This window comes from Pontibacter actiniarum (assembly GCF_003585765.1).
GTDB classification, from domain to species: Bacteria; Bacteroidota; Bacteroidia; order Cytophagales; family Hymenobacteraceae; genus Pontibacter; species Pontibacter actiniarum.
The window spans coordinates 2,665,211-2,679,888 of record NZ_CP021235.1 but is presented as its reverse complement, the minus strand read 5'-3'; the positions used below and the strand labels follow the sequence as shown (position 1 = coordinate 2,679,888).

8 protein-coding genes are annotated in these 14,678 nt (G+C 50.6%); all 8 read left to right on the top strand.

All coding sequences use genetic code 11. From position 1 onward, the window contains the following. Window positions 1-37 precede the first annotated feature (37 nt). The 8 genes from CA264_RS11560 to CA264_RS11525 all read left to right on the top strand — a co-directional run bounded on the left by CA264_RS11560 (window position 38) and on the right by CA264_RS11525 (window position 14,541). Window positions 38-1,258, top strand: coding sequence for a FecR family protein (locus tag CA264_RS11560; RefSeq protein ID WP_025607308.1), 1,221 nt, complete (start codon window positions 38-40; stop codon window positions 1,256-1,258). A gap of 265 nt (window positions 1,259-1,523) precedes the next feature. After that, window positions 1,524-5,000, top strand: a complete 3,477-nt coding sequence (locus CA264_RS11555; protein ID WP_025607307.1) for a SusC/RagA family TonB-linked outer membrane protein — start codon at window positions 1,524-1,526, stop codon at window positions 4,998-5,000. Window positions 5,001-5,011: 11 nt separating this feature from the next. Next, window positions 5,012-6,487, top strand: a complete 1,476-nt coding sequence (locus CA264_RS11550) for a RagB/SusD family nutrient uptake outer membrane protein (protein ID WP_211233395.1) — start codon at window positions 5,012-5,014, stop codon at window positions 6,485-6,487. Window positions 6,488-6,505: 18 nt separating this feature from the next. Beyond that, the gene (locus tag CA264_RS11545; RefSeq protein WP_025607303.1) at window positions 6,506-7,237 is read left to right on the top strand and encodes a DUF4843 domain-containing protein; all 732 of its coding nucleotides are present in this window, start codon (window positions 6,506-6,508) and stop codon (window positions 7,235-7,237) included. Between the two features lie 2 nt (window positions 7,238-7,239). Continuing rightward, complete coding sequence (locus CA264_RS11540) at window positions 7,240-8,784, top strand: PKD-like family lipoprotein (protein ID WP_025607301.1); 1,545 nt, start codon at window positions 7,240-7,242, stop codon at window positions 8,782-8,784. A 217-nt stretch (window positions 8,785-9,001) separates the two neighbouring features. Continuing rightward, window positions 9,002-11,269 (top strand): DUF4350 domain-containing protein, encoded by a 2,268-nt coding sequence (locus CA264_RS11535; protein ID WP_025607299.1) that lies wholly within the window; start codon window positions 9,002-9,004, stop codon window positions 11,267-11,269. Between the two features lie 31 nt (window positions 11,270-11,300). Continuing rightward, the gene (locus tag CA264_RS11530) at window positions 11,301-12,266 is read left to right on the top strand and encodes an ABC transporter ATP-binding protein (protein ID WP_025607298.1); all 966 of its coding nucleotides are present in this window, start codon (window positions 11,301-11,303) and stop codon (window positions 12,264-12,266) included. A gap of 10 nt (window positions 12,267-12,276) precedes the next feature. Further along, the gene (locus CA264_RS11525; protein ID WP_025607297.1) at window positions 12,277-14,541 is read left to right on the top strand and encodes a Gldg family protein; all 2,265 of its coding nucleotides are present in this window, start codon (window positions 12,277-12,279) and stop codon (window positions 14,539-14,541) included. Window positions 14,542-14,678: the final 137 nt, after the last annotated feature.

Sequence of the window (14,678 nt, the reverse complement as noted above, 5' to 3'; positions counted from 1 at the left end):
ACACCTTCAGGAGTTCTATAGATACTAGAAAGAAATTATGCGCTTAAACAACTCTAATTTTCAGCTGGCGGACCTTATCTGTAAATCCATTGCGGGTACTCTTACAGAGGAGGAAAGTGCGGTGCTAACCCAGTGGAAAGCGCAGCCTGAAAATGAGAAGCTGTATGATCGCATCGTGGACGTGCAGACCATAAGGCATAGGTTTGAAACTTATGACCAGTTCGATAGCCATCGGGCACTGCGCACGGTGAAAACCCGAATCCGAGAGAAAAGCAAACCTCAAGCACCAGGCTTCCTAGTTCAGTACCTGAAGTATGCAGCGGTGCTGTTTGTGGTTGGCCTAGCCGGGTCCCTGTATGTGTATTTGAACAACAAGCCTGGAAAAGAACTACTTGGGGCTGCTGAGCAACCCGTACAAACACAAGGCGTACAGACTGAACCTAGACTGATGCCTGCCAAAAACAAGGCGGTGCTGCTGTTGGCAGGCGGCGAGGAAATAGACTTGACGCAGCAAGGCAAAGAGCTACTCAAACTTTCCGGCCTGGAAGTCAGAAATGAAAACAACCTTCTTGCTTACCCGGATGACGAAGCAGCTGCCGGGTCGGTTATTGCCTACAATACGTTGCAGGTACCCGTCGGCGGAGAGTACCAGGTGCAGTTACCCGATGGCACCAAAGTATGGCTCAACTCAGCATCGTCGCTAAAGTACCCCACCCATTTTACGGGCGACAGACGCGAAGTTGAGCTGCACGGCGAAGCGTATTTTGAGGTACAGAAAGACGCGAAGCAATTTGTAGTAACAACGGGTGAAGTGGAGGTAAGAGTACTTGGCACCAAGTTTAACCTGAGTGCTTATGCCGATGATGCAACCATTGCCACCACACTAGTAGAGGGAAAAGTAAGTATGGAAGGCACTGCGGCCAGCAAGCCTACTATACTTACACCTGACAAGCAGGCGGTGTATAGCCGTGCTAATAACAAAATTAGTGTAAGGGAGGTAGAAACCGGAGAGTATACTGCCTGGAAAAACGGGGAGTTCTACTTCAAAAAGGAAAGGCTTGAAACTATACTGACCAAGCTTGCCCGCTGGTATGACATCCGTGTCACGTACCAGCACCCCTCCATGAAAGATAAAATCTTCACAGGCATCGCCTTGAAAAGTAGACCCCTTGAGCACATACTGGATTTAATCAGCAAGACCTCTGGTATAAATTACCGGATTGAAAACAACAAGGTTATTCTTTTAGAGAAGGAGTAACATAACACAAATCTTAGTTTTTGCCCACTGCTTTTCAGTTAACGGCAGGTGACACCTGCATGTCTGCTAGGAGAAGTGTGGCCTGTTATAACCTATAGCTGAAAAGACAGAAACCCAACACTGGTGTGTTTGTTGTTATAACCATATTGATTATTGTTATAATAGTATAATTGTTAGCGTTTCTTGTACACCTGTAGGCTTTCTGAGTTTTAGTCTGGCACTGTGCATCTATACTATACCACCACCTTATCTAACCAGTAACCTTATGATAAAACCTCTACTAAAAGAAGCTTCACCGGGCTTGGCTCTCCGGAGAAACACACTCTCGCAGCGGAAGAAAAAGCTTCTGCTGCTTTTACTGGCCTGCTCGGTAAATGTTACAGGAAATGCGTTTTCGCAAACAATTTCTTATTACGTACCAGATGGTGACTATCAGGGCAAAGCAGTGCCAAGTGCTGCCAACAAGCTCATCAGCATTAACATGGGCAACGTCACGCTGCAGGAAGCCTTCTCCAGAATTAAAAGCCAAGCTAATGTCCACTTTTTCTACAGCGATGATGAGCTGGATGTAAGCCGTCAGGTGAATGCCCGGTTTACCAACGTCACCCTGGCCGAAGCTGTGGCGAGCCTTGTAGGCCCACGTTACAAGGTAGAGATTAGCGAAGATAACACGGTGGTTATTACACCGCAAGAAGCTGACAGGGAGGTGATAAGGAAAAAACAGGAAGCAAGGGTAAGCGGTAGGGTCACCGACGAAAAGGGTCAGCCCTTGCCTGGTGTGAGCGTTATGGTTAAAGGGAGCAGCCGGGGCGTCGTAGCTGATAACCAAGGTACCTATAGTTTACCTGTGGCCGCCGGCGATGTGCTTATTTTCCGGTTTATTGGCTTTGAGGTGATAGAGGTGCCGGTCAATGGCCGTGAGGAGATTAATGTCCAGATGGTCCCAAACGTAACGGAGCTCTCCCAGGTAGTGATCACTGGTATTTTTGAGCGTAAGGCAGAGAGCTTTACAGGCTCAGCGGTTACCATCACTCAGGAAGAGCTCAAGCGCGTTGGCAATGCCAACCTGTTTCAGACTATCCGTAACATTGATCCCTCCATCGTTATTATGGACAACCTGGCTTTGGGGGCTAACCCAAACGCCCTGCCCGAAATGCAGATCCGTGGAACTTCTACCTTCCCGGTGGATGAAGCACTGGCTGGTTCCGGCCTAAAGGGAAACTACCTCAAAAGCCCAAACCAGCCGCTGTTTATACTGAACGGTTTCGAAGCCACCGCAGAACAGGTGCTGGACCTGGATATTAACCGTGTGGAAAGTGTAACACTGCTGAAGGATGCCGCTTCCAAAGCTATTTATGGATCAAAGGCGGCCAACGGCGTGGTGGTTATCGAGACAAAAAGGCTGTCCGGCTCCAATACGATTGTTACCTACAACGGTAGCCTGGACATCGACATGCCTGACCTTACGAGCTATAACCTGGCCAACGCGCTGGAAAAGCTGGAAGCGGAGCGAATTGATGGGAGATACACGCCTACCGTTAACGACCCGGAGGCGCAGACCGGCTTGCAGCAGCTCTATAACGCACGCAAAAAGCTGGCGCTGGAAGGGTTGGACACCTACTGGATGGCCAAGCCGCTTCAAAATGGTGTGGGGCAGCGTCACGGTCTGGCAATGGAACTGGGCGGCCAGGAACTGCGCATATTAGGAAACCTTTCTTATCGGGATGTGGTGGGCGTAATGAAGGGCTCTTCCCGAAATAATATTGCCGGAAACCTGACCACCTCCTATCGACTGAAGGGCTTCTCTTTTCATAACAGCATGAGTGCTAACAGCAACAAAGCCGAGGAGTCTCCTTACGGCACTTTTGCAGAGTATGCCCAAATGAACCCTTATTGGCGTGCCGTCAATGCAGATGGCAGCATCCCCTACTATGCTGAAACAGGCCCAAACGGGGAGCGGTATACAAACCCGCTGTATAACTCCACGCTCGACTCCAAAATAACGTCGAGCTACTTCAACTTCACCAACAATTTTTACCTGGAGTGGGCTATTTCCCCTGCGTTCAGAGCGGTCACCCGTGTAGGCATAGATGTAAAGAAGAACAGTGCCGATGAGTTCTACCCTTCGGCACATACGCAGTTTGAGAGCCTGGTTGGGGAGCTTGATGCGCAGCGCAGAGGGTCTTATCAGGTAAACAACGGCGAGCGCAGCTACTTGTCCGGAGACTTTAACCTGAACTACTCCAAAGAGGTAAACAAGCACTTCTACTTTGCAAACTTTGGCTTTAACATCAGCGAGAACAAGTACAGTGAAGTGATTCACAGGGTAGAGGGCTTCCCGAGCAACCGCATGGATAACATTATGTTCGGCCGCGACTATGCCCTGGATTCACGACCAACAGGCATCGACGGCATTTCGCGTGACATCGGTTTCCTGGCGGTTGGATCTTATACTTATGATAACAGGTTCCTGTCTGACCTGACGCTCCGCACGAGTGCCTCCTCGCAGTTTGGTTCTGATAAGCGCTGGGCCAAGTTCTGGAGCTTTGGCTTAGGTTGGAACCTGCACAACGAAGGGTTCATGAACGGCAGCGCTTTTGACCTCCTGAAGGTGCGTGGATCGCTAGGCTCTACAGGAAACCAGAACTTTAACACCAATGCCTCTATTGCCACCTATGCTTATTACCTGGAGAAGCTCTATCAGGGCTTTACAGGTTCCTACTTAGAGAACATGGCCAATACCAGTCTCCAGTGGGAGTCAAAGTTTGACTATAACATTGGCTTTGATGCGAAGGTGAAAAACCTGTCGGTACGTTTTGACTATTACGAGAACTATACTGAGAACCTGATCACCGACATGACCATCCCGAACTCCACGGGTTTCAGTTCAGTGAAAGACAACATAGGCCGTGTGAAGAATGTAGGCTATGATGTAAATGCCACTTACCTGCTGTGGGCCAAAGGCAGAGATTTCTTCTCCGTCAATTTTGGTTTGGTAACCAACCACAACGAAGTTGTGCAACTCTCCAACGCCATGAAGAGCTACAACGATGCCATGGACGCCCAGGCTGCCGAACGGGGAAATAACAAGCCGTTACACAAGTATGAAGATGGCATGTCGATGAACGCGATCTGGGCGGTTCGCTCCCTGGGGATTGACCCGGCTACGGGTAACGAAATCTACCTAGACCGCTTCGGTAACACAACCTATGTGTGGGATGCAAAGGATATGGTGGTGGTAGGAGACAGCAACCCGAAGTACCGCGGTAACTTCGGTGTCGGTGCAGAATACCTGGGCTTTGGGATCAACGTGACCTGCCGCTACCTGGGTAGTGGCCAACTGTACAACCAAACGTTGGTAGATAAAGTGGAGAACGTGGATATGAACTACAACGTGGATAAGCGCGTGCTCACCGGCCGCTGGCTGTATCCGGGCCAGGAAGCGCTGTTTAAGCGCCTGGGCAACTACAGCGTAGACACCGGCGAAGGGTCCGTTGTCGTGTACCCGGAGAAAACACGTGCCACCTCACGTTTTGTGCAGGACAGGGATGAACTGGACATTGCAGCCATTAACCTGTATTATGACTTTAAGCCGGCCATGCTGAAGCACGTGGGTATGGAGAGGCTGAAACTGGGCGTGAACATGAACGAGATAGCCAAAGTCTCCACCATCCAGATTGAACGCGGCACTGACTATCCCTTTGCTCGAACACTTTCCTTCTCTGTATTAGCCACCTTTTAACGCAAATGAACATGCTACGAAAAGTAACAAAGACCTTAGCTGGGCTATGCCTCTTGCTTACGGTATCGTCCTGTGATAACTGGTTGGAAGTAACTCCCAAAACACAGATCAGGGCCGGAGACCAGTTTAAAACAGAGGCTGGTTTCAGGGATGCCTTAATGGGAGCCTACATCGGAATGACCGCACCGGAGCTGTATGCCAGGGATATGACCTGGAACATGGTGGACCTACTAAGCCAGCAATATGCGCCGCTGCCCAGCTTGGCCGGTTATGCAGAGCTGCAACAGTACCGCTATAAGGCTACCCGCGTTGTGCCAAAGCTGGACGCTGTTTGGAATAAGACCTACAACATCATCGCTAACATCAACAACGCGCTACATTACCTGGAGGTGAATAAAGAGCTACTAAACCCGATCAGCCATGATATCATAAAAGGTGAGTTACTGGGGCTGAGAGCCTTTCTTCACTTCGACCTAATGCGTCTATATGGGTACGGTGACTTAGCCAACCGACCTGAAGTTGGCGCCAAGCCAGCGATACCGTATGTTACTGAGTTTGATAAGGAGATAACGCCGCAGCTTACGTATGCCCAGACGTTTGAGCTGCTGGCGCAGGATATCCGTACCGCACTGGAGCTGCTGCAGGCCGACCCCATTTACCCGAACGCTGGCAGACCACCGGGATACTATGCGGAAATCAACCGCGACGGCTTCTTTGACCACCGGGAGCAGCGCATGAACTACTATGCCGTAAAAGCCCTGCAAGCCCGCATGCTGCTGTGGCAGGGTGGCGCTGATAGACTAGAGGCCGCTAAACTTGCGGCTGAAGAAGTAATTAACAGTAACGCGGCCGCGCTGATTTCTGCGGAAAGCTATCCGGCAAGCAGTGATCCGATCCTTTACCCGGAGGTGCTCTTTAGCCTGAATGTGTATGCCCTTGCCGATGTGGTGAACCGTTACTTGGATGCAGATAAGCCGACCAACTACGATGCGCTGTTCCTGACGTCCACGGCTGCCAACGAAATCTACGAAACCAGCAATGTAAACGTTGGCGTGGCCGATATCAGGTTTAACACATTGCTTGATCAGCAAACCAGCGGCTACGTGCCTGTTAAGCTTTTGCAGAACAAGAACACCTACCTAAACAATGTACCGCTTATGAAGCTGCCGGAGATGTACTACATCGCCGCAGAATACTATGCCAACAACGGCCAGCCGGGCACAGCCATACAGTACTTAAACTCGGTACGCAAGAGCCGCGGCATTTTAGAGGGAATTCCGGAAGCAGCTGATGCGGAGGCGGTGAAAGCCGAGCTCTTTAAAGAGTACCGCAAAGAGTTTGTGAGCGAAGGGCAGCTGTTTTTCTACTACAAACGCAAGGGGCTAACCAAGCTTCCGGGGCTTTCCGAAGAAACCGTGGTCGGCGATAACATTTACCTGATCCCTTACCCGGATAGTGAGATCGAGTTTGGCAACCGTGTTCAATAATCCTAAACGTTTGGAACAATGAAAAATGCTAAAACTATACTTTCGGCGGCTCTGCTGGTAGCAATGCTGTTTACCTCCTGCACGAAAGAAGAAATAATGCCATTCCAGGCTGAGCCTGCCGTGCACTTTGCCAGTGAGTCTGTGGAGTATACTTTCCTGGGCAATCCTGAGGGAGCGTACGTGCAGGAGGTGGACGTGACAGTTCTGGGTAACAAAGCTGCCTACGACCGCCAGGTGAACGTCGAAGTCATGAGCGATTCCCTAACAACAGCAAGCCCAGGGCAATATGAGCTGTTGGGTGGGGTGGTAAAAGCTGGCGAGTTTACAGGCAAACTGCGGGTAAAGCTATTCAATTCGGAGCAGCTCGACACTGTTAAGGTTATGCTGCACCTGCGCATCGCTGAGTCCGAAGACTTCAGGAAAGGCAACCGCGAATCTGTTGATATGACTCTGGCTTGGACGAACAAGGTGATTGTGCCCTCCTGGTCCTATTACCGCTACTTTTTTACGGCCAAGGCGAGCACCGCTGCCTACCGTGCCATTGTAGAGGCCACCGGTGTCACCACGTTTACAGCAAGCGACTACCGGGCGCTAGGCGCTACAGGCGCACAGGCGCTGGGCACGAAGTTCGGAGACTACGTGAAGCAATGGAATCTGGACAACCCGGGTAATCCCCTTCGCCACGATGACGGCGAGCTAGCCGGAGAGGAGATTGTGCCGATGTATTACACGCACTCAAAATTTGACTAAGTATGAAAAAAGTACAGATACTATTCTATCTATTCGTCCTGTCTTTAGGGGCGTTTACCTCCGCGTGCCACGATGATCTGAGCACGCTGGACGTGAAAAAAATACCGGGCGTGGTCGTGGATACAACCAATATGGTGGCGCTTTCGGTGCACCAGTTTAACCACCTGGTGGTAGAGCCGAAACTCGAAAAGGCAAATGGCCTGGCAGAAAGCGGACTGAGCTACGAGTGGCGCATCAACCCAGTGCCCGGCGATACAGTGTTTCAGACTATCGGCACAGAGAAAAACTTGGACTATGAAGTACGCTTCAAGCCAAGCGTAGCAGGTAAATACCACCTGTTGCGTTACACCATTACCGACAATACCACCGGCCTGAAATACATCATGATCTGGCCACTTACGGTGAAGAACAACATAGGGGAGGGCCTTATAGTTGCCGAGACCTACGATGGCGTAAATACCGATATCAGCCATATAATGCACCCCGCCGTTACCGCAGACTATAGTGGCGAGAGTGTGAAGTACAAAGTGTATTCGTCCATTAACGGCAAACCCCTGCCAGGGCTGATCAAGCAGATGCGCTTTACCAATGTGTATGGCGTTGATGCTCTTTATGGCATTACCGACAAGAGTGTAGTACGTATCAACATGTTGGATTATACGCTGAATGGTGTAAATGGGGAGTTGTTTTATGGAAGCAGCACCAGCTACAGGCCTCAGTTTTTGGGTAGCATTGTGCAGGGCGATATTTATGTAGGCGACGGCAAACTTACCGGTACCTACCTTGGCACCTCAAAAAAGTACGGTTTGCCCTTTGACTTTCCCCACACGGTGCCGGACCACATAGCGTTGAACGGGTACAATAACTATCCGCCTATCCGTATCAACTTCTACGACGAGGAAAACGAGCGCTTCGTGTACCTGCCCTCCATTATGCAGTTCGGTGATGATGACATGCACCTGGTACCAGGCGCACCCAGTGGTGTCTTCGACCCGGCCGCTGTACAAAACAAGGTGAACCTAGCTGCGGGAACTAACACAAGTGGCGACTTTTTACACCTACTTAAAGACAAAATCACAGAGGAGGTAACCCTTTTTGTATTGGACGGCGGTGGTAGCGAATACCCACTTACGATACCACCCAAGCCAAAGGCTAAAATAAGTATGGCGGGTGCCCCTGAGATTGGTAACGCCCGGTTCTTTGTACTGCTTGATAATCAGAAAGTCATGTACTATGCCACGGAGAGCAAAGTTTATGCCATGCTCTACAGTACCGGTACTCCGGTTTTTGAGCTGCGTTATACAGTGCCTGCCGGAGAGGAAATCACGACGCTGCAAGTGTACCAGCAGGCCGACTACCCGTTTCGCACCGAAGAGTCTCCGTACATCGCCACTAACAATAAGCAACTGGTGATGTCTACCTACGGCTCAGAAGGTAAGGTATACGTGCTGCCGATGGTCAATGCCGGACTTGGCAATATTGACCATGCAAACATTAAAACCTTTGCTGGCTTTGGCAGAGTTACCGCAATCACTACTCAATTGTAGGCGAAAAACCAGTCGTAACGTTATGCCGGTGCCTGAAGCGACTGCATAACGTTACGCAAAGCCGTTTTTATACTATGGCAGCAACAGACGAAGAAGGCCAACGTCGCGCAAAAGCAACTGCCGGATATTTTAGTTTTAACACAGGCCAGTTGAGCTTCTTTAACAAGCAGGTTTAGCCTCGCCAAGCCAGCTTACCCTATCAATAACCAATTCATTTATGAAAAAAATACGAAGAATAGCCCGGTTGGAACTAAGCCTCCTGTTCTATTCGCCTATTGCCTGGATCTTACTGATCATCTTTATCATTCAGTGTGGCATTACCTTTACCGGCCTGATAGAGGCCCGAGAGGCAACACAGCAACTGGGTAACCCCCTTAATAACCTAACCATATTAGTTTTCGGTGGCTCAGAGGGGTTCTTTTCCACTGTCCAGCACAAGCTGTACCTGTATATTCCACTGCTTACTATGGGTTTGATGAGTCGTGAAATCAGCAGTGGCTCCATTAAACTGCTGCTCTCCTCGCCGGTGACCAACCGCGAGATCATACTGGGCAAGTTTGCCGCCATGCTGGCATACGGCCTACTGCTGGTGCTGGTGCTGCTCGGTATACTTGTAGCTGGCTTATTCTCTATAGATGCCTTGGATGTGAAGTTCGTGTTGGGCGGTATCCTGGGTTTATACTTACTGATGTGTGCCTACTCCGCCATAGGCCTCTTTATGTCCAGCCTGACCTCTTACCAGGTGGTGGCTGCGATCAGTACACTGGCCCTGTTTGCCTTACTTAGTTTTATAGGTACTGTGGGGCAGAGTACCGATTTTGTGCGCGACATCACCTATTGGATTTCCATTGATGGCCGTGCCGATAATTTTATAAACGGGCTGGTTAGCAGCAAGGATATCATTTACTTCCTACTGGTGATTTTCCTGTTCCTGACTCTTACGATCATGCGTTTGAACAGTGGCCGCGAAACCTCTTCTCCTATGATACTGGGGGGGCGCTACGGTCTATTAGTGGCAAGCGTGCTAGCTATCGGCTATTTTAGCTCACTGCCGCAGTTTACCGGCTATTACGATACAACACGGTTTAAGGAAAGAACCCTGACTGAAAACAGCAAAGAACTGCTCAAGCAGCTCGACAAGCCTGTAAAGATCACCACCTATGTCAATGTTATAAACGGATTTGCACATCTGGGGTCTCCGAAGTTTCGCATTTTCGACCTCAAGCAGTTCGACCAGTATACGCGCTTTCTGCCGGACCTGGAGATGAACTACATATCCTACTATGACTCGACTTATTCGGCCCGTGATTTTTCAGGCAAGACACTGCCGGAACAGGCGCATAAATACGCACTGGCCTTTGGGTTTGACTTTGATCGGGTGCTGGCGCCCGAGGAGATCCGAAAGCAGATAAATCTAGTGCCGGAGCAGAATCTTTTTGTGCGCATGGTAGAGTACAACGGCAGGCGAACGCCCCTGCGCATGTTCTTTGATATGCTGACCTACCCACAGGAAGCCGAGATATCTGCCGCCCTGAAGCGACTGATGGTAGACGCCCCGGTGGTGGGCGTATTGACGGGAAACGAGGAACGTAGCATACTGAAAAAAGGCGACCGGGACTACAAAGAAGTTACCAACGCACTTTCCTCGCGCGGCTCTTTAATTAACCAGGGCTTTAAGGTGGAAACAATCAGCCTGGCCGATTCTGCCGGCTTGCCGCAGAACCTTGCCGCGTTGGTAGTGGCCGACCCGATTGAGGCTTACACGGCGGAGCAAATAGAGCAACTGGCAGCCTACCTTGACACAGGCGGTAACCTGCTGTTGGCCGCTGAGCCGGGCAAGCAAAGCCTACTCAACCCATTGGCAGCAAAACTGGGCGTGCGCTTTGAGTACGGAAAGTTGCTCCACGAATCAAAGGAGCTGGACCTGGACCTGGTACAGGCGCATGTTTCGCCCAAGGCGACAGCGTTTACTTCTGGCATTACAAGTAAAGACGTGGTGAGCCTGCCTGGTGCAGTGGTGCTCTGTTACACACCTACGGGAGGTTTCAACGCAACGCCGGTACTGGTCACAGACAAGCAGCGTGCCTGGAACAAAACCGAACCGTTCAACCTGGAAACAGACTCCGTAGCATTCAGGCCGGGTGTAGACAAACGGCTGACGGCACCTGTTGCCCTGGCGCTTACCAGGCAGATAGCTGGAAAAGAGCAGAAGGTCATGGTGCTGGGCGATGCAGACTTTATGAGTAACGGCGAGCTAGGCAGGTACAACCTCCGCACTAAGAATTTTGAATTTACCATCAACACCTTCAAGTGGTTTAGCAACGGTGAGTTTCCTGTTGATACAAGCCGCCCGCAGGCAATTGACAACAAAATATTGGTAACACAGGCGCAGCTATCCTGGCTGCAGCTGATTTTCTTGGCACTGCTGCCCGTCTCGCTGGGTACCTTCGGTGCCCTTACCCTGATCAGAAGAAAAAGAAATTAACCCATAAAACGCGCATCATAAAACAATTCAGATGGAAGATACTATCGCAAGAATTCAGAACCTGTCGCACCGATACAGCAAGGACTGGGCAGTTAAAGATATTAGTTTCAGTATTCAGAACAGGGGGATACTTGGCCTGCTAGGCTCCAACGGGGCAGGCAAATCCACAACGATGAACATACTCTGCGGAGTAATTAACCAAACACAGGGAGAAGTGTACATTGATAACATTAACGTACGGGAGAACCCGGTGGAGGCCAAAAAACTGATCGGCTTCCTGCCGCAAAAAGCGCCTTTGCATCTGGAGCTGACCGTGGACGAGTACCTGACGCACTGTGCGCACATGCGCTCTATCCCAAAATCAGAAATAAAGGATGCCCTGGAGCTGGCCAAGGCCAAGTGCGGCATCAGCCACTTCAGCAAGCGTGTGCTAAAAAACCTGTCGGGTGGTTACCAGCAGCGGGTAGGCCTGGCGCAGGCTATCATCCATAACCCCAAGCTGGTAGTCCTGGATGAGCCAACCAATGGCCTGGACCCGAACCAGATTTTGGAAGTGCGCAAGCTAATCCGAGAGATTGCTGAAGACCGCGCCGTTATACTTTCCACCCACATTTTGTCGGAAGTACAAGCCACCTGCGATAACATCGTCATGATTGAGCATGGCGAAATTGTTTTTGCCGATACGTTGTACGCCTTTAACAATTACATTGAGCCCAATACTCTGGTGATGGAGGTAGACCTGCCGCCGACCGCTGAGGACCTGTATGCAATACCTGGCGTGACGGATGTGTACTTCATCACAAAAAACAAAATCAGGCTGCAGTTCAGTACGGGCCCCGATATTACCAAAACCGTTATACAGGCAAGCATGGTGCACGGCTGGGCCTTGTCGGAGATCTACTTAGAAAAGAGCTCCCTGGATGGCATTTTTGCGCAGCTGTCGAAAAAGCACCCTGTCCCCGCCGGTAAACCAGCACAGGAGCTGATCAATCAATAAACAGATGCTGATGAAGAAGATACTAAGGATTGCACGCTTAGAGCTGAGCATCATGTTTTATTCACCGATCGCATGGCTCATACTTATCATTTTTATTGTCCAGACGGGAATGGCTTTCACAGAGCTGCTCTATAACCAGGAGACCAACCAGCAACTAGGCAGGCCGCTGCAGGTACTCAGCAAAGTACTTTTTGCTGGTGAAAAAGGTGTTCTCGCCGCCGTGCAGCAAAACCTGTACTTATACATCCCTTTGCTAACGATGGGTCTGCTCAGCCGCGAAACCAGCAGTGGGTCTATAAAACTACTGCTTTCCTCGCCGGTTACCGTGAGCCAAATTGTTTTAGGTAAGTTTGTGTCGATGATGGGGTATGCCTTGGTTCTGGCGCTGGTGCTGCTCAGCTTTATACCTATCGGGCTGCTATCGGTGGAGGCACTGGATGTAAAGTTTGTACTCGGCGGGGTGCTGGGGATTTACCTGTTGATCTGCGCCTATGCAGCCATCGGCTTGTTTATGTCCAGCCTTACCACCTACCAGGTAGTGGCAGCCATCAGTACGCTGGCTATATTGGCTGCACTCAATTTTGTGGGCAATATTGGGCAGCAATACGATTTTGTTCGTGATGTAACTTACTGGCTCTCCATTTCAGGCAGGACAGACCATGCCGTCAACGGCTTGCTGAGCAGCAAGGATGTTATTTATTTCCTGCTGGTGATCGGCTTGTTCCTGACCCTGACAGTTATGAAGCTTTCCAATGAGCGTCATAGCCTGCCAAGAAGTAAAAAGTTCAGTCGCTACGGTAGTCTGATCGTTCTGGTGATCGCGATAGGCTACGTAACGTCGCTACCAACCCTGAACGTGTACCACGACACGACGCGCTTCAAAGACAGAACCCTGACTCGGGCCTCACAGGAGATTGTGCAGCAATTGGATAAGCCAATCAGTATCACCAGCTACGTGAACGTGGTACATTACACTGCCTCCAATGGCGCACCCGAAAACCGTATCAATGACCTGAACCACTTTGAAAAGTACCGCCGTTTCCTGCCGAACCTCAAGATGGAATACGTCTATTACTATGATACGCTGGTGCAGTACAATGACACCACCAGTACACTGTTAGAAAAAGCGCAACGGGCGGCCAAAGCTCATCGGGTTGATTTTGATGACTTGCTAACTCCGGAGCAGATAAAGCAGCGTATTAACCTGGTGCCGGAAGATAACCGATTTGTGCGCTTTATCGAGTACGATGGTAAAACTACGCCGCTCCGCATGTTCGACGATATATACCAGTACCCGGGTGAAACCGAAGTGTCCGCTGCCCTGAAAAGGCTTATAGCCAGGCCCGCACTAGTAGGAGTGCTTTCCGGTAACGGGGAGCGCAGCGTAGACAGGATCAGTGATGGGGATTATAAAATAATAACCAAGGGCCTGAACGTTCGTGGCTCGCTAATAAACGCCGGGTTTGATGTGGTGAACATTGCCCTTGACAGTGTGCAGGAAATTCCTGCCGACCTGGAGGTGCTGGTGCTGGCTGATCCAAAGTCAGCTTACTCTGCGGCGCAGGGTCAGCTGATCAAGGCCTACATAGCGGCGGGCGGCAACGTGTTGTTCGCCGGTGAGCCGGGCAGAGAGTCTGTGCTGAACCCGTTACTCATGGAGTTGGGTGTACGTTTTGCACCAGGCACCCTGCTGCAGGAAAGTGACAACTACTCGCTGGACCTGGTGCAGGCTAAGTTTACCAGCCAAGCCGCCAGCCTGGGTTTCGGGTTCTATGATAAGGCAGTTGTAACCCTTTCAGGTGCTTCTCCCCTGATACTGGCGCCTAACGGGAGCTACAACATCACGCCGCTACTGGTTACGGACCCACGCAGTACCTGGATCAAACACGGCGATTTCGATCTAAACACAGATAGGGTAAGGTTTGATCCGGCGGAGGAGGAAAAAGTTGCAGCGGCCGTGGCCGTGGCCTTACAGCGTGAGATGCCAGGCAAAGTGCAGAAAATCATGGTGGTAGGCGATGCGGATTTTATGAGCAACGCAGAATTGAGCAGACAAAACATCAACACAGTGAATGCCATTTTTGCGCTGCGAGCTTTCAAGTGGTTCACCGACGGAGAGTATCCTGTCGATACCAGCCGACCAGATTCTATTGACGATCAGGTGCGGTTAACCAGAAGCGGTATTGGCTGGATGAAAGCCTCTGTGTTGGGCGTGATTCCGCTCCTTGTCGGTCTGTTTGGCACAGGGCTGCTCATGGTCCGGAAAAGAAAGTAGTACAGGTATCGCTGCAGGAGTATAGCACTGGCTCCAGTAGCTGTTCTGTTGGTCTGTAGTTAACAATTGAACATGGGTAAAGGCACTACGCGGCATATCCGAGTGATATCCGTACCGGTATAGCCTTTGCCTATAGC